This window comes from Marinobacter excellens LAMA 842 (genome assembly GCF_001574445.1).
GTDB classification, from domain to species: domain Bacteria; phylum Pseudomonadota; class Gammaproteobacteria; order Pseudomonadales; family Oleiphilaceae; genus Marinobacter; species Marinobacter shengliensis.
In genome coordinates this window covers 37,802-54,542 of record NZ_LOCO01000009.1, presented here as the reverse complement: position 1 = coordinate 54,542, position 16,741 = coordinate 37,802, and the positions used below count along the sequence as shown (strand labels likewise).

Genomic DNA, 16,741 nt, shown 5'->3' with positions numbered 1-16,741 from the left:
GAACGGTGTTACTTTTTTGGTTTCAGGCTATAGACCGCCATTCGCCCACCGTTGCCGTAAACCAGCAGGTTACCATCTTCAATCACCTGAACCGGTACGCGGATACCGTCACTGTCGAACTTCAGCTGGCCCTGCAAGGCGCCATCCTCACGGGACAGTGCGTGCAGGTAGCCCTCGTAATCCCCGGTGACCACGTAGTCACCACTGGCCACCGGCCGGGTGACCTGGCGCCAGGACAACCGGTCCTGAACCCAGAGTTCACGGCGGTCGCTGCCCCGATAGGCAATAATGTCGCCGTTCGCCGCCGCCAGGAAGATGCTGCCACCACCGATACTTGGCGAGTAGAAACTTGAAGCACGGCGGCTCCAGATTTCCTGCCCGGAGCGAATATCAACCAGCGCCAGTTTGCCCTGGTACCCGGCCACCATAATGGCCGATTCAAGGACCAACGGCTGGCCACCGATATCCACCAGCCGCTCCAGTTCTGTACGGCCCTGTGGTTGCCCGACCTCGTACTGCCAGACCGGCTGGCCAGCATCCGCGGTGAGCGCTATAACACGGCCGTTGGCGAAAGAAGCAATCACAATGTCGCCGCCCACCAAAGGAGCCGCCGCCGTCCGCATGGACAGCACCGGTACCTGGCCGTCGTATTGCCAGAGGCGTTCGCCATTAGCAGCATCGAAACCGATAACGCGGCCATCGGTGGTTTGCGCAACCACCAGAGAGCCATTGGACTGGGGCGCAGCAAGACCTTCGGTCGGTAATGAGGCCCGCCATAACTCCTCGCTGGTTTCCCGTGACAAGGCAACCAGTTCGGCATCGCGGGTGATGTAATACAACTGGTTACCGTCGCCACCGAAGCCGGCAAATATCCGGTCTTTCGACCGCCGCTGCCAGAGCGCCTTGCCATTCCCGGGCTCCACCGCCACCAGCAGGCCATCGGCAGAGGCTGCATAGATCACGTCGCCGGCGTACAACGGTGCCAGGTGCAAAAACTGGTCATCATGCCCCTTACCGACTGACATGGTCCAGATACGCTTGAACTCAACACTGGCATCAATTTCAGGAACCGGCACCGGCTGTTCAAAGGTATCCTTGGTGCTGCAGCCCACGAGCAGCACCACCAAGGATGCCAGAGAAAAACGAACGAACCTGTTGCGAGTTACCCGCATCAGGCCCCCTCCCCGACACCAAGGTCAGAGAGCTTAAGTTCCAGAATACCGCTGCGGCCCTGTTGGTTTTGCTCCCGTGCCGTGATGTAGGCATCACGGGCGCCGTCGGTGTCACCTTGTGCGAGCAGGATGTCCCCACGCAATTCTGAGAACACGCCAGCAAAGGCGTCGGCATTGGCCGCACCATCCAGGGTTGCGAGGGCGTCATCGTACCGCTCGGCAGCAAACTGTGCCCGGGCCAGTCGGTTACGCACAACCAGGCTCAGGGCCGGGTAATCCGCTGCCTTGTCCAGGGCCCAGCTCAGCGAGTCAATGGCGGCCTCGGCGTTACCGTCCACCATCATCTGTTGGCGAGCCAGTACCAGGTTGCCATAGATGGCGTAGGCGCTCTTGCCATAGTCGTTGCGAAGGGTCTCGGCAACAAATGCGACGGTTTCGCTGGCATTCTCGTCGGATTCATCGGCAAAGGCATTGAGCAGAGTGGCAAACTGGTTAGCCGCTTCCGCACGCTGCTGAGCCTGGTGGTTCTGCCAGGCCTGCCAGCCGAATACGATGGCCAGCGCAGCACCGATACCAATCAGCAGAGAACTGCCGTTCTTCTTCCACCAGTCCTTGATCGCCTGGATCTGTTCCTCTTCGGTGCGCAACTCAGCCATGTAAACTCCTGTTCATCAATAATGTTGCTGTTCTTGTGAAATTCATTGTGCAAACCGGTTGGCGAGCGCCTGGGCCAGTTCACTGCGGGCAATGTCCTGCTGCGGCTCATCGTCGCGCAAGGGCTTCAGGCCAACATTGCCACTGGCCAGCTCATTCTCGCCCAGGATGACCGCGTAGCGGGCGCCGCTGCGGTCCGCCTTCTTCATCTGGCTCTTGAAGCTGCCACCGCCACAGTGAGTGACAACCACACGACCGGGTAACGCGCTGCGAAGTTCTTCCGCAATCGCCATCGCCGGAGCGATAACCTTGTCGCCCATGGCGGTTACGTATACGTCGGCATGGTTGTTAACGTAATCAGGCACCAATTCCAGGGTTTCGAGCAACAGGATCAGTCGCTCCAGCCCCATAGCAAAGCCCACCGCCTTGGTTGGTTTGCCACCCAACTGCTCTACCAGGCCATCGTAACGGCCACCAGCACACACGGTGCCTTGTGCACCGAGGCTGTCGGTAATCCACTCGAAAACGGTTTTGCCATAATAATCCAGACCCCGAACGAGGGCCGGGTTTACGCTGTATTTCACGCTGGCGGCGTCCAACAGCCCCTTCAATTGCTCAAAGTGGGCCCGGGATTCGTCATCCAGGTAATCGTCCAGGCTTGGCGCCCCTTCCAGGATTTTCCGGGTTCCGGCATCCTTGCTGTCCAGAATCCGTAACGGATTCGTGGTCAACCGGCGCTTACTGTCGTCATCCAACTGATCCCGGTACTGCTCCAGATAATCAACCAGAGCCTGGCGGTAGACTTTCCGGGCTTCACTGGTGCCAATGGAGTTAATCTCAAGGCGCGTATGCCCGGCAAGACCAAGGGCCTGCCACAGCCGCGCCGTGAGTATCAGTAACTCGGCGTCTATATCCGGACCATCCATGCCAAAACACTCCACGCCAATCTGGTGGAACTGGCGGTAGCGGCCTTTCTGGGGGCGTTCGTGGCGGAACATCGGGCCGGTATACCAAAGCCGGCGGGTCTGGTTGAACAGCAGGCCATGCTCTTCGGCTGCCCTGACGCAACCGGCTGTGCCTTCCGGGCGAAGGGTCAGGCTGTCGCCATTCCTGTCGTCAAAGGTGTACATTTCTTTTTCGACGATGTCAGTGACTTCACCGATCGAGCGCTTGAACAGTTCGGTCTGTTCAACCACCGGCATGCGGATTTCCTGGTATCCGTATTGCCCAAGTACCTGACGTACCGTTGACTCTACATACTGCCAGACGGGGGTCTGCTCCGGCAGAATATCGTTCATTCCGCGGATTGCCTGAATCTTAGCCAAGTTAAAACCCTGATACTTTAATGAATGATGTCGAATTGGACGGCTCAGTCCGCAGACCGGGCAATCACGGATTCTTCCTGCTGCTGCCGCTCTGCAACTTTTTCCCGGATGATTCGCTCCAGGTCGTCCGTCAACGTCGCATTGTCCAACTTCTGATTTGGCTTTCCGTCCAAATACAGAAGGTTTTTCGGCGTACCGCCCGTCAACCCGAGGTCCGCCACCTTGGCTTCTCCGGGACCGTTCACTATGCAGCCAATAATGGCAACGTCCAGGGAGGTATTGACGTCTTCCAGGCGAGCCTCCAGATCATTCATGGTCTGGATCACATCAAAGTTCTGCCTGGAACAGCTGGGGCAAGCGATGAAGTTGATACCACGGCTGCGCAAACGCAGGCTCTTGAGAATATCGAAGCCAACCTTGATTTCCTGCACGGGGTCTGCGGCCAGTGATACCCGAATGGTGTCGCCAATACCGTCCATCAGCAACATGCCAAGGCCGATAGAGGATTTTACTGTGCCCGAACGAAAGCCACCGGCCTCGGTAATACCCAGGTGCAAAGGCTGTACAATCTGGGAGGCAATCTTCCGGTAGGCATCAACGGTCATAAATACCTCTGACGCCTTCAGGCTAACTTTGAAATCCTGGAAATCGTGTTTATCCAGAATATCGATGTGCCGCATGGCAGACTCTACCAGGGCCTCTGCGGTAGGCTCACCGTATTTACGCTGCAGGCTCTTTTCAAGAGACCCGGCATTCACGCCAATACGGATCGGGATATTGCCGTCCCGAGCCGCGCTGATGACGGCGTTGACGCGATCGTCCCGACCAATGTTACCGGGGTTGATGCGCAAACAGTCAACACCAAGCTCGGCCACTCGCAGGGCAATTTTGTAATCGAAGTGAATATCGGCAACGAGCGGCAGAGATACGCGCTTGCGAATCTGTCCGAACGCTTCAGCGGCCTCCATGGAGGGTACTGAAACACGGACGATATCGGCGCCGGCCTCCTGCAACGCTGCAATCTGGCCAACAGTCGCCTCTACATCACAGGTGTTTGTGTTGGTCATGCTCTGAACCGCAATCGGTGCATCGCCGCCAACCGGCACATTGCCCACCATGATCTGGCGGGATTTACGTCTTTTGATCGGGGATTCGTGTTTCATTTGCTGGAACCAACAGTTATTCGGGCGTTCGGATCAAAGTTCGAGCGTGAACTCCGACCGGTTGTTCACTACGCGAAAATCACCAATATTCAGGGCTTCACCCTGGAATCGAATGGACTCAACGGCGCTCACAGCACCAATAACCACAGTCAACGGTGCATCTCCGGTCACATCCAGTTGCTCTCCGCTACGTCGCAAGCCGCTGACCAACCGGCTACCGCCGGCGTCTGTCACCTGTACCCAGCAATCTCCTGAAAAAGCAATCTGCAGCCGGGCCTCGGTTGTCGCCGCGGGAGCAAGCAGCTGCTCTTCCTGCAAGGCAGGCTCTGTCGACTGGGTGACAGCGGGCACCCGATCAGCCGGAAGCTCATCCAGCTCCGCACCGATGGGTTCAGGCTCCAGCGGCTCTGCCGGGGGTACACGTTCACTTTCCAGAACCGTCGAGCCTTCTTCAGGTAACGGCTGTTCCGCAGCGCCGAACTCGTCATTCGGCTCGGTCACCGGCTGCACGTCCTGACCATCGGCCGCCGGGCCCTGTTCCGGCGTCACTGTCTCGGCCGGGGTTTCCGCCTCTGGAGCTGCCTCGCCGCCCTCTCCCTGCTCCGCAAGATATCCTGCGATCAGGTAGGCCACCAACGCGACAACCAACAGCGCCAAGAGCACTTTTGCAACCTGACGCTTGCGGCGTTTCTTGCGTTCAATGGAAACCAGGGGGCTTGCCTGGTGTTCCTGTTCCCTTTGCTGGCGAGCCGGCTCCAGCTCCCGATTCAGGTCGGCAATAACCGCGTCTGCGTCCAGCCCCACCTGGCGGGCATAGGCACGCACATACCCTTTTAGGAAAAGCTCACTGTCTATTTTGCTGTAATCGCCGTTTTCTATAGCCTGAATCACAGACGGCCGGAGATGCTGTTCATCAGCAATGGCTGAGACGCTCAATCCGAGACGCTCACGCCCTTGCCGAAGCTGCTCCCCGACAGGCTCCGCCGTCACCTGATCTGGCTCCACGTCACCGGTCATTGGCAATCAACACCCTGTATTGTTGGTATTCCAAAGAATTTGAGTAATCATTTCGGAGCAACATCGCCAGGCTCACTTCCTGATCACGATCATTAAAATGCCGGGCTATCAGAATACCCGTATACAGGCTTTCCGCCGAGTGTGACAAGCGGGTATTGCGCTGGATCATGGTCTGAAGGCGGCTGTAATAACGGGAAGCCTCGGTAAAATCCTCCTGTTCAACCAACACCCTGGACAGAGAAAGCAAAGTCCTTGCTTCACCGCGAGTTAGTTCCACAGCACGTCGGTAGGCACCCGCGGCAGCATCGAGGTTACCAAGCCGCTCCTCGGTCATGCCCAGATTATAGAATACCGCTCCGCGTTCCCGATAACCGGTATCGCGTGAAGCAACACTGAACTGATCCCGGGCTTCGGAAAACCGTCCGTTGCTATATAGAAAAGCACCGTAGTAAACCCGCGCCCGGGAGTAGCTGGAATCCTGACTGATGGCGCGTTTGAAGTTACGTTCAGCCAGCTCCGGCTCGCCTTCAGCGTTATAGACCAACCCCATGGCTGCCAGGGCTTCAGAACTATTCGGGGAGAGTTCCAGGGCACGTTCAAGGTGGTGGCGAGCACGATCAAGATTGCCCTGACCGATATAGGCCGTGGCCAGCTGTACGTAATTACTGACCGCTTTGTCGCGGTCCGCTTCCCGGGAAAAGCGACTGTCGGTTGTGGTCACACAACCGGAGAGAACAAGACCGAACAATAGAACAGCCATTGTAAACAGATGCGAGCCTTGTGCTTTTCCTTTCACGAAACACCTTACCTTAGTCGCTTCCGCGTTGTTAAATCAGGGATTTACCTGCTGTACTGCAATGTATCTCTTGCTCCTGCGAGTTCGGTCCTCCACCCGCCCGACCAATTGCCCACAGGCAGCATCTATGTCATCACCACGGGTGGTACGAATGGTGGTTACGTATCCGCCCTCGTTGAGTACCGTCTGGAATCGCCGCGTTGCGTTCATGCTGGGCCGTTTGAAATCGCTTTCCGGGAACGGGTTGAACGGGATCAGGTTAATCTTGCAAGGCAGGCCTTTCAACAGGGCCACCAGCTCCCGCGCATGTTCCGGTTTATCATTAACGCCTTCAATAACCGTATATTCAATGGTGGCCTTACGTTTATCCGGCAACCGAGCCAGATACCGCCGTGTCGCCGCCAGAAGTTCCGCTATGGGATACTTTTTATTCAATGGAACCAGCGTGTTGCGTAGCTCATCATTGGGTGCGTGGAGCGAGATGGCCAGTGAAACATCGGTAACCTCACCCAACAGGTCCAGGGCAGGCACCACGCCAGACGTGCTCAGGGTCACCCGCCGTTTGGAGATTCCATAGGCCAGATCTTCCATCATCAGGTTCATGGCATCGACGACATTGTCAAAGTTGAGCAGTGGCTCACCCATGCCCATCATCACCACGTTGGTGATCGGGCGGTCGGTGGGATCAAAGGGCATGAAGGCTCTTCGGGCAACCCAGACCTGACCAATAATCTCAGCAGCAGTCAGGTTACGGTTGAAGCCACGCTTGCCGGTGGAACAGAACGTGCAGTCAAGGCTGCAGCCAATCTGCGAAGATACGCACAGGGTGCCCCTCTCGCCATCCGGAATCAGTACGGTTTCAACACTGTTGCCGTTATCCATGCGCATCACCCACTTTCGGGTGCCATCTTTGGAGGTTTCGTCGTAGACCACCTCCGGACCACGAACTTCGGCGATTTCCTTGAGCCGTTCACGCAGTACGCGGCTCATATTGGTCATTTGATCGAAGTCATCAACGCCTCGCTGATGGATCCACTGCAGCACCTGCTGCGCCCGGAAGCGCTTTTCGCCCAGGGTCTCAAAGAACGCCTCAAGCTTGGCTTTGGGCATCCCCAGGAGATTGATTTTTTCGGCAGTGCCAGTCATGCAATAACCTCGATCAGATAACCAATTCAGGGGTGGTTTTCACCACCCCTGAACCAACAACATCAACCGCGCGGGCAGATCTCGTTGTCATTGAAAAAATACGCCACTTCACGCTCAGCGGAAGCTGCTGAGTCCGAACCGTGAACGGCATTGGCATCAATGGATGATGCAAAGTCGGCACGGATAGTGCCGGCCGCCGCTTCTTTCGGGTTGGTAGCACCCATCAGATCGCGGTTCTTGAGGATGGCGCCTTCGCCTTCCAGCACCTGCACAACCACCGGGCCAGACGTCATGAAAGCAACCAGATCGTTGAAGAACGGGCGCTCTTTGTGCTCGGCGTAGAAACCTTCTGCCTGCTCCTGGGTCAGGTGCATCATCTTGGCAGCGACGATTTTCAGGTCAGCTTTCTCGAAACGGCTGTAAATTTCGCCGATAACGTTCTTGGCGACCGCGTCGGGCTTGATAATAGAGAGCGTGCGCTCGTTTGCCATGGTATTTCTCCAGTCAGGTTCATGAAAATTCAGAGGTGCGATTATACGCAGTCCGGGTGCAACTGCCTACCGCACGGCACGAAGTCGGGTAACAACATCAATAATTTGCGAACAGGCAAAATCCATTTCCTGCTCGGTGCTGAACCGGCCAAACGAAAACCGAAGGGCACGGTGCGCCAACTCATCGCTCAAACCTATGCCCCGCAACACAAACGAGGGCTCTACTGTCGCTGAGGCGCAGGCGGAACCGGACGATACCGCGAGATTTCGTAGCCCGAGCATTAAAGACTCAGCCTCCACACCCTCGAATGACAGATTGACAATGCCAGGCACCCGATGTTCCCGACTGCCGTTAAAGTGCACCCCTTCGAGCCCTTCCAGCCCTGTGAGAAATCGTTCGCGCAGCGATTCAAGCCGGGACAGTTCATCATCAAGCCCCGCGCCGGCCAGCTCAAACGCCCGCCCCATGCCAACAATCTGATGGGTTGGCAGGGTACCAGAACGCATCCCCCGCTCATGGCCACCGCCATGCATCTGGGCCTGAATACGCACATCGGGAGAACGGCGCACATAAAGCGCTCCCACGCCCTTCGGGCCATAGACCTTGTGCGCTGACAAAGACAGAAGATCAACGTTCAGCTCGCCCACCACCACTGGGATTTTACCCGCAGCCTGAGCGGCATCAACATGCAGCAGGATGCCTCGCTGGCGAAGCTGCTCGCCGATGGCGGCAATATCGGTCACACACCCCAGCTCATTATTCACCATCATCAGGCTGACCAGCACGGTGTTATCACGCAGGGCGGCTACCACCGCCTGGGGGTCAATCCGGCCGTCAGACTCGGGGTGCAGCCAGGTAACGTCAACACCGTTTTGCTCGAGCCATTTGCAGGTATCCACAACCGCCTTGTGCTCGATCACCGAGGTTACAATGTGAGGCGATTCGTGGCCGGCAACCGCACCCTTGATGGCCAGGTTGTCGGACTCGGTAGCGCCGGAGGTCCAGACAATCTCCCTTGGGTCGGCGTGAATCAGGTCAGCGACCTGGCGTCGAGCGTTTTCAACGGCCGCTTCCGCTTGCCACCCGTATCCATGGGAACGAGAAGCAGGATTACCAAACACTCCGTCAAGGGTCAGGTAGTTCATCATGTCTGAGGCAACAGACGGATCAACGGGCGTCGTGGCCGCGTAGTCCAGGTATACGGGCTTTTTCATAATCACAGGATGCTGTTTATCAGGCAGTGGCCTGGTCGGTCAGGCGTTGGGTATTAATCGCGTCAGAGTCATCATCCGAGTGCTTCCGGTTCTGGCGATCCGCCACCTGACGGATCTCGCGCTTCCGCATCAAATCCCCCAGACTGATTTCACTCAGGAACTGGTGGATCTGATCACTCAAATCAGACCATAAATGGTGGGTAAGACACTTCTCGCCATTCTGGCAATCGCCCTTGTTGCCGCAACGGGTGGTGTCGAGCGATTCACTGACCGCATCCACCACTTCAGCAACAAACACGTCGTCGGCAGGCCGGCTCAGGCGGTAGCCACCGCCCGGACCACGCACACTCACCACCAGATGCTGGCGACGCAGACGCGAGAACAACTGTTCCAGATAAGAGAGGGAAATTTCTTGCCGGGCTGAAATATCCGCAAGACTTACCGGCCCCTGGCTTCCGTGCAGAGCCAGATCAAGCATCGCCGTCACAGCGTAGCGGCCTTTGGTGGTCAGCTTCATATTCTCAGCCCCAGTGATGGGATTGAATCTCGATTCGCAGGGCTGAGTATGAATTGACCCACCAAAACAGTCAAGTATTCAACCCCTGCCCTCGTTGTCCGCCTCGTCGCGCACACAGTCAAAGTCTTCTTCATGCAACGGCGGCAGCTCTCCGTTCTGATATTCACTGTTCACCTTACGGAGTGCTTTGCACATGGTTTCAATTCGATCATCCACCGCATGCATGTGGTCGAGGAGCGAACGCATGGCCCGGGCAACCGGGTCTGGCATCTCTTCCGTCACACCATAGGCGTCAAAGCCCATGCGCTCTTCCATCTCCTTGCGCCGCACGTCATCGTCGGAGTGGCGCTTCACAATCACCCGGCCCGGAATACCCACCACTGTAGCGCCGGCGGGGACGGCTTTGGTAACCACGGAATTGGAACCAATCTTCGCACCAGGGCCCACTTCGAACGGCCCAAGAATCTTTGCACCTGCACCGACAACCACGCCATCACCGATAGTCGGGTGGCGTTTGCCTTTGTTCCAGCTCGTTCCGCCCAGGGTAACGCCCTGATAGAGGGTGACGTCATCGCCGATAACCGTGGTTTCCCCGATCACCACGCCCATGCCGTGGTCGATAAAAAACCGCCGACCGATGGTCGCACCCGGATGAATCTCAATACCGGTGAACCAGCGCGCCAACGTGGAGATGGTCCGCGCCAGCCACTTCAGCCCAAGATTCCAGAGCCAATGGGAAAACCTGTGAAACAGCAATGCATGGAGGCCCGGATAATTGGTAAGCACCTCGAAGGTGTTCCGCGCCGCCGGATCCCGGTGAAATACGCTTTTGACATCTTCCCTTAAACGCTCAAACATGGCCTTTTTCCTGCCCCTCATCCGCAGTATTTTTCTGCTTGTCGCTCCCCGGCAGGGTTCCGGCAGCCTTTTGTACGGATGTCAGAATGCCCCTAAGGATATTGATTTCCATCTGGTCAAGACGTGCGCGCTGAAACAGGCGTCGCAGGCGGGTCATCAGTTGCCTGGGGTTGTTACGACGATGGAAATCCACATCCACCAACACCTGTTCCAGATGCCCGAAGAAGCCTTCCACCTCCTGCACTTCTGCCGGCGGCACATCCCAGCCACGGTCGCCCGGTCCAACCATGGCCTCAAGATTGGGACTCGCCTCACCTTCTTCAAGGCTGCGCAGGTAATGCATGCGCAATTCGTAGCAAACCACCTGCACCGCCATGGCCAGATTCAATGAACTGTAGTCCGGATTCGACGGAATATGAATGTGGTAGTGGCAACGCTGAAGCTCATCATTGGACAAACCGTGGTTTTCACGCCCGAACACCAGCGCAACCCGACCCTGCCGGCTATATTCGCCCGCCGTCGCTGCCGCCTGGGGCGGAGCAATCACCGGCCAGGGCACCTTCCGGCCGCGGGCACTGGTACCCATCACCAGCACACAATCCGCCAGCGCGTCGTCAAGCGTGGCAACCACCTGGGCCCTGTCCAGAACATCTGAGGCACCGGCAGAACGCGCGTAAGAGGCCTCATCCGGGAACGAAGCCGGGTTAACCAGCCATAAGTTGCCCAGCCCCATGTTTTTCATCGCCCTTGCGACCGCACCAATATTGCCGGAATGCGAAGTTTCAACCAGGACGATCCTGACCTGATCATTGAACGTGTCAGAACCTTCCTGTGGCAATGCGGGCTTGTGCATGGTTTTCGGGCCTATGAATTAACAGACGTTAAATATTGGAAGGGAATGATAGCAGAAACCCGGGCCGCCCTGCTCTCCGGAGTTGCCGAAACCCATGGTATCCGTGCATTTGCTGAGCCAAAAAACGTACAAGCGCGGGTTGTTTTTGCTATCATACCGGGCCTTCACACACCCGGATAATGAACACTCAGATGCAACCAGCAATTAAAATGGCCCTGCGCGTTGCCCGCCAGGGATCAGATTACCTGAAAGCACATTTCGAGCGACAGGAACCCAACGGCAAGGACGAGGCCGAGCGCTACCGCCAGCTCGAACGGGTTGAGAAATCCATTTATGACAACTTCACCGAGCAACTGGAAAAGGCATATCGGGATCACACCATCGCACCGATGGGCGAGGCCGACGCCGCTGGCAGCGAGCGCAGCTGGCACATCTTCCCCGTGCTTGGCCGCGAAAACTTCATTCGTGGTATTCCGGAATTTGCCCTGGCACTGAGCCAGAAAAAGAACAACCGGACAGAAAACCTGTTGCTGGTCAATCCGATCACAGGTGAAGAATATTCTGCCAGCCGCGGCCATGGGGCAGCCCTCAACAGCCGCCGTGTGCGCACGTCTGAAATCAAATTACCCGGCAAGGCGGCATTTGCCACCAACCTGCTGGATCAGGCTCGCAAAGGCGACGACCCGATGATCTGGGGCGAAATGGCCGCAGTGCTGGCGCGTGAGAGCGCCATGTTCCGCACCTCCGGCTGCGTTGTTCTGGATATTGCCCGCGTTTCTGCAGGCCTTCTGGACGCCGCTGTAATCTTCCGGCCGGAAGCCTCAGACCTGGACCTGGGTGTCACCCTGGCCATGGAATCCGGCGCACTGACTGGCGATTTCTCCGGCAACCCGTCTGCTGGCAATGCCAAACAGCTGGTTGTGGCCAATCCAAAGCTGTTCCGCGAAGTGCTCAAGGTATTGCACCCGTTCCGCGGCCGTCTGCCCAGGTAGACTTCCCGGTACAAAAAAACCGCCACTCCCTCACGGGACTGGCGGTTTTTTCATGCCTCGGAAAGCGGGAGGCCCGGGCCTCCCCCACCGGATCACATCCGGTTAAGCCACTCGGGCGGCTGCTCTTCTTCGGCTTCTTCACCGGTGCCTTCCTTCGCCGGTACCATCAGGTCTTCGCGGGTAACACCCATCACCATCAGCATATTGGCAGAGACATAGATGGAGGAGTAGGTACCCACAACCACGCCAATAATGAGCGCAAGGGCGAAGTTGTTGATGGCCTCACCACCGAAGAAATACAACGCCAGCAACACCACCAAGGTTGTACCAGAAGTATTGATGGTACGGGTGATGGTCTGGTGAATGGACTCGTTGATGATATCCCAGGGCTCGCCTACCCGCATTTTCCGGAAGTTCTCCCGGATACGGTCCGCCACAACGATGGTATCGTTCAGCGAGTAACCGATTACCGCCAGCAACGCTGCCAGCACGGTCAGGTCAAACGTCCACTGGAACAGCGCAAACACGCCCAGCACAATAATGACGTCGTGAGCCAGCGGTATCACAGACGCGATACCGAACTTGAACTGGAAGCGCATGCCCACGTAGATCAGCACCACCGCCAAGGCAATCAACAGCCCGAGACCACTGTCTTCTTTGAGCTCATCGCCAACCTGAGAACCGACGAACTCGGACCCCACCAACTCGAGCTCGGCGCCGGAGGCAGCCAGCATGCCAGCCACCTCACGGGCTAACTGATCGTTCTCAGCTTCCGCCATGCGGATCAGGATGGTGGTATCCGCGCCGAAGTTCTGAACGACGAACTGCTCATAGCCCGCTTCTGCCAGTTGGTCCCGGATAGCGTCAAGGCTCGGCGCCTCGGCGTACTCCAGCTCTACTGAGGTACCGCCGGTGAAGTCCATGCCAAAGTTCAGGCCGCGAACACCCAACAAAGCCAGGGAAATCACCACCAGTGTGATCGAAAGCACGGAAGCAATCTTCCGCAACCCCATGAAATCAAATGGTTGTTTCTGTGTATCAGCCATTAGCCAGCTTCCCCCCGATCGACAATTTCTCGACCCTGCGGCCGCCGTAGACAACGTTCACAATGGCGCGACTGACCACCAGGGCACAGAACATCGAGGTCAGGATGCCGATGCTCAGTGTTACCGCGAACCCTTTGACCGGGCCGGAACCCATGGCAAACAGGATCACAGCGACCAACAGAGTGGTTATGTTGGCATCAAAGATAGACACAAAGGCCCGGCTGTACCCCGAGTTAATCGCACTCTGCGGCGGCACACCAGCTTTAAGCTCTTCCTTTATTCGCTCAAAGATTAGAACGTTGGCGTCAACCGCCATACCCACTGTCAGAACGATACCGGCAATACCCGGCAAGGTAAGCGTGGCAGACAGAATGGACATACAGGCCAGCAGCAACATCAGGTTCAGGGTCAGCGTGATATTCGCCACTACCCCGAAGCCACGATAGAACACCAACATGTAGATGAGTACCAAGGCGAAACCAAAGGCAACAGAGGTTACACCAGCGTCGATGTTCTTCTGTCCGAGGCTTGGCCCAATGGTCCGCTCCTGAACAAAGTACATGGGTGCCGCCAGTGCACCTGCCCGCAACAGCAGCGCCAGCTCTGCAGCTTCCGGTATCGAATCCAGACCAGTAATGCGGAAACTGCTACCCAGCGCTGACTGGACGGTTGCCAGGCTGATCAGCCCCTTTTCCACAATCCGCTTTTCGACTTCCCGAATCTCACCGTCTACTTCCTGCGCTTCAGTCTCGGTGCGGAACTCGATAAACAGCACCGCCATGCGGCGCCCCACATTATTGCGGGTAGCGCGGTTCATCAGGTCGCCGCCAACCGAATCCATGGTGATGTTAACCTGCGGCTGACCATTCTCATCGAAGGCCTGCTGGGCATTAGCCACATTATTACCGGTGGCAATCACGTCCCGCTCGAGGCGAGCTGTTCGCTGGGGGTTGTCACGGAAACCGAACTGCTCGGTTTCTGCTCCCGGGGTATCCTGGCGGGCTTCCATCCGGAATTCCAGATTGGCTGTTGCGCCGAGAACCCGCTTGGCCTGGGCGGTATCCTGCACACCTGGCAGCTCAACGATAATACGATCTGCGCCCTGGCGCTGAACCAGAGGCTCCGCCACGCCGAGTTCGTTGACACGATTACGGATGGTGGTCAGGTTCTGTTCCAGGGCATATTCCTGGATATTCCTCACTTCAGCTTCAGAGAGGGTCAGTGCCAACAGGAATTCGCCTTCCCGGGTGCTTTCATTGAGCAGAAACTCATTGTACTGCCGACGAATCAGATCAAAGGCTGCACTGCGAGACTCAGAATCCCGGAAGCTAAGAACAATCTCCCGGTTGCCTTCAACATCTCCACCCCGATAGCGAATACGCTCATCCCGAAGCTCTCTTTTGATCTGCCCGGAAAACGCCTCCAGACGCTGGCTGACAGCCGTGTCCATGTCTACTTCCAGCAGGAAGTGAACACCACCTCGCAGGTCAAGGCCGAGCTTCATCGGGCCTGCACCGAGGCTACGCAGCCAACCAGGAGTTGAGGGAGCCATGTTCAGAGCCACCAGGTAATCGTTACCAAGGGCGGCCTGCACTGCCGGGCGAGCCCGCAACTGCGCGTCGGAACTGTTCAGGCGAATCAGGGCATTGCGGTCTTCAAGAGAACTTTCCTTGACTTCGATCCCGCGGCTTTCAAGGGCGCCGAGGGCACGGTCCAGCACACGCTGGTCTACCTCGGTGCTGCCCCGGGCGCCGGTAACCTGTATGGCGAAATCATCGGGAAAGAAATTCGGTAACGCGTAAATGAACCCGATGACCAGTGCGAACACTATGATCAGGTTCTTCCAGAGAGGATACTTGTTCAGCATGAGAATCCTTCGAGCCAGCTATGGCGCCGGCCTTGGTGTTTCAGCAAGTCAACACAAAACGGGCGACCATAGGCCGCCCTGCGCACAACTGGCTCAGATATCTTTCAGTGTGCCCTTGGGCAGCGCCGCAGCCACCGCCACTTTCTGAATCTTGATCTCGACGTTATCAGACACTTCCAGCACGATGAAGTCGTCAGACACCTTGGTGATGCGGCCGGCAACGCCACCGGAAGTCACCACTTCGTCGCCCTTGTTCAGGCCGGACATCAGCGCTTTATGCTCTTTGGCACGCTTGGACTGCGGGCGCCAGATCAGGAAGTAGAAAATCAGGATAAAGCCGGCGAAGAAGATGATCTGACCCATCACGCTCATGCCCTGGGCACCGGCATCCTGCGCCATGGCAAGTGCAGGCATCAGAGACAGCAGACCAACGATGAGCAGTTTGATTGATTTCATTCAGGTTCTCCGTTTATTGACTGATATTGAGGTAAAAATTGCTCAGGATTCACCCAGCGGCGGCACAGATTCGCCACGTAAGGCATAGAATTCGCTTATAAAGTCGGACAATGTACCTGCTTCAATGGCCCCACGCAATCCACTCATCAGGTTCTGATAGAAGCGCAGATTGTGGATGGTATTGAGCTGCGCGCCCAGCATTTCACCACACTTATCCAGATGATGCAGATAGCTCTTTGAGAAATTCTGACAGGTATAACAGTCACAACGTTCATCCAGCGGGCCGGTATCGTGACGATTCTTCGCATTACGAATCTTGACAATGCCGGTCGAGGTGAACAGGTAGCCATTCCGGGCGTTACGGGTGGGCATAACACAGTCAAACATGTCTACCCCCCGGCGAACTGCCTCAACAATGTCTTCCGGACGTCCAACCCCCATCAGGTAACGAGGTTTGTCTTCCGGCATTTTCGAAGGCAAATGGTCCAGAATGCGAATCATGTCTTCTTTCGGCTCGCCCACCGACAGACCGCCAATGGCGTAGCCATCAAACCCGATATCGGTCAGCCCCTGCAGGGATCGGTCCCGCAAGGGCTCGAACATGCCACCCTGGACAATGCCAAACAACGCCGCCGGATTGCCCTCATGGGCCTTTTTGCTGCGTTCCGCCCAACGAAGGGACAGCTCCATGGATTCTTTTGCCTGTTTCTCGGTAGCAGGATACGGCGTGCATTCATCAAATATCATGACAATGTCGGAACCGAGGTCACGCTGCACCTGAATGGCAATTTCCGGCGACAACTCCACCTTTGAGCCGTCTACCGGGGAGCGGAAGGTCACGCCCTGCTCGGTAATCTTGCGCATCTCGCCCAGGCTGAACACCTGAAAGCCGCCGGAATCGGTCAGTATTGGCCCCTGCCACTGGGTGAAATCGTGCAAGTCGCCGTGGGCCTTGATTACTTCCGTGCCCGGGCGCAGCATCAAGTGGAAGGTGTTGCCCAGGATAATTTCCGCGCCGATTGCCTCGATATCTCTTGGCAACATCCCTTTAACCGTGCCGTAAGTACCGACCGGCATAAACGCAGGCGTTTCAACCGTTCCACGGGGGAAGGTCAGCCGGCCCCGGCGGGCCCTGCCGTCTTCGCCCAGCTTCTCGAACGACATAAAACAGGA

At 57.0% G+C, this 16,741-nt stretch carries 17 protein-coding genes; 1 reads left to right on the top strand and 16 read right to left on the bottom strand.

What is annotated here, in order from left to right:
• Positions 1-8 precede the first annotated feature (8 nt).
• The 12 genes from bamB to trmJ all read right to left on the bottom strand — a co-directional run bounded on the left by bamB (position 9) and on the right by trmJ (position 11,207).
• Positions 9-1,172: an outer membrane protein assembly factor BamB gene (gene bamB, locus J122_RS09875; protein ID WP_061332161.1), complete on the bottom strand. Its 1,164-nt coding sequence runs from the start codon at positions 1,170-1,172 to the stop codon at positions 9-11.
• The gene (locus J122_RS09870) at positions 1,172-1,828 is read right to left on the bottom strand and encodes a YfgM family protein (RefSeq protein ID WP_061332160.1); all 657 of its coding nucleotides are present in this window, start codon (positions 1,826-1,828) and stop codon (positions 1,172-1,174) included. The genes bamB and J122_RS09870 overlap by 1 nt, the downstream gene beginning before the upstream one ends.
• A 42-nt stretch (positions 1,829-1,870) precedes the next feature.
• Complete coding sequence (gene hisS / locus J122_RS09865) at positions 1,871-3,151, bottom strand: histidine--tRNA ligase (protein ID WP_082780550.1); 1,281 nt, start codon at positions 3,149-3,151, stop codon at positions 1,871-1,873.
• A 44-nt stretch (positions 3,152-3,195) separates the two neighbouring features.
• Positions 3,196-4,314 (bottom strand): flavodoxin-dependent (E)-4-hydroxy-3-methylbut-2-enyl-diphosphate synthase, encoded by a 1,119-nt coding sequence (gene ispG / locus J122_RS09860; RefSeq protein WP_061332158.1) that lies wholly within the window; start codon positions 4,312-4,314, stop codon positions 3,196-3,198.
• Between the two features lie 33 nt (positions 4,315-4,347).
• Positions 4,348-5,331 carry a RodZ domain-containing protein gene (locus J122_RS09855; protein ID WP_061332157.1) on the bottom strand — a complete coding sequence of 328 codons (984 nt, stop codon included), beginning with the start codon at positions 5,329-5,331 and terminating at the stop codon, positions 4,348-4,350.
• Complete coding sequence (gene pilW, locus J122_RS09850; protein ID WP_061332155.1) at positions 5,321-6,091, bottom strand: type IV pilus biogenesis/stability protein PilW; 771 nt, start codon at positions 6,089-6,091, stop codon at positions 5,321-5,323. The genes J122_RS09855 and pilW overlap by 11 nt, the downstream gene beginning before the upstream one ends.
• 72 nt (positions 6,092-6,163) lie before the next feature.
• A complete protein-coding gene (gene rlmN / locus J122_RS09845) occupies positions 6,164-7,273 on the bottom strand; it encodes a 23S rRNA (adenine(2503)-C(2))-methyltransferase RlmN (RefSeq protein WP_061332153.1) in 1,110 nt (369 codons plus the stop codon).
• A gap of 62 nt (positions 7,274-7,335) precedes the next feature.
• The gene (gene ndk / locus J122_RS09840; protein WP_058091092.1) at positions 7,336-7,764 is read right to left on the bottom strand and encodes a nucleoside-diphosphate kinase; all 429 of its coding nucleotides are present in this window, start codon (positions 7,762-7,764) and stop codon (positions 7,336-7,338) included.
• Positions 7,765-7,830: 66 nt separating this feature from the next.
• Positions 7,831-8,979 carry an IscS subfamily cysteine desulfurase gene (locus J122_RS09835; protein ID WP_061332151.1) on the bottom strand — a complete coding sequence of 383 codons (1,149 nt, stop codon included), beginning with the start codon at positions 8,977-8,979 and terminating at the stop codon, positions 7,831-7,833.
• Positions 8,980-8,998: 19 nt separating this feature from the next.
• Complete coding sequence (gene iscR, locus J122_RS09830; protein WP_061332149.1) at positions 8,999-9,496, bottom strand: Fe-S cluster assembly transcriptional regulator IscR; 498 nt, start codon at positions 9,494-9,496, stop codon at positions 8,999-9,001.
• Positions 9,497-9,574: 78 nt separating this feature from the next.
• A complete protein-coding gene (cysE, locus tag J122_RS09825) occupies positions 9,575-10,354 on the bottom strand; it encodes a serine O-acetyltransferase (protein ID WP_058091095.1) in 780 nt (259 codons plus the stop codon).
• Positions 10,347-11,207: a tRNA (cytosine(32)/uridine(32)-2'-O)-methyltransferase TrmJ gene (trmJ, locus tag J122_RS09820; RefSeq protein ID WP_058091096.1), complete on the bottom strand. Its 861-nt coding sequence runs from the start codon at positions 11,205-11,207 to the stop codon at positions 10,347-10,349. The genes cysE and trmJ overlap by 8 nt, the downstream gene beginning before the upstream one ends.
• A 191-nt stretch (positions 11,208-11,398) precedes the next feature.
• Between trmJ and J122_RS09815 the strand changes: the two genes are divergently transcribed.
• A complete protein-coding gene (locus J122_RS09815) occupies positions 11,399-12,199 on the top strand; it encodes an inositol monophosphatase family protein (protein WP_058091097.1) in 801 nt (266 codons plus the stop codon).
• A 92-nt stretch (positions 12,200-12,291) separates the two neighbouring features.
• On the opposite strand, the gene secF is transcribed toward J122_RS09815, so the two are convergent.
• From secF to tgt, 4 genes are all read right to left on the bottom strand, one after another.
• Positions 12,292-13,245 carry a protein translocase subunit SecF gene (gene secF, locus J122_RS09810; RefSeq protein ID WP_058091098.1) on the bottom strand — a complete coding sequence of 318 codons (954 nt, stop codon included), beginning with the start codon at positions 13,243-13,245 and terminating at the stop codon, positions 12,292-12,294.
• Positions 13,238-15,112 carry a protein translocase subunit SecD gene (secD, locus tag J122_RS09805; RefSeq protein ID WP_061332147.1) on the bottom strand — a complete coding sequence of 625 codons (1,875 nt, stop codon included), beginning with the start codon at positions 15,110-15,112 and terminating at the stop codon, positions 13,238-13,240. The genes secF and secD overlap by 8 nt, the downstream gene beginning before the upstream one ends.
• A 93-nt stretch (positions 15,113-15,205) precedes the next feature.
• Positions 15,206-15,568 (bottom strand): preprotein translocase subunit YajC, encoded by a 363-nt coding sequence (gene yajC, locus J122_RS09800; RefSeq protein ID WP_058091100.1) that lies wholly within the window; start codon positions 15,566-15,568, stop codon positions 15,206-15,208.
• 42 nt (positions 15,569-15,610) lie between these two features.
• Positions 15,611-16,732, bottom strand: coding sequence for a tRNA guanosine(34) transglycosylase Tgt (gene tgt / locus J122_RS09795; RefSeq protein WP_061332226.1), 1,122 nt, complete (start codon positions 16,730-16,732; stop codon positions 15,611-15,613).
• Between the last annotated feature and the right edge of the window lie 9 nt (positions 16,733-16,741).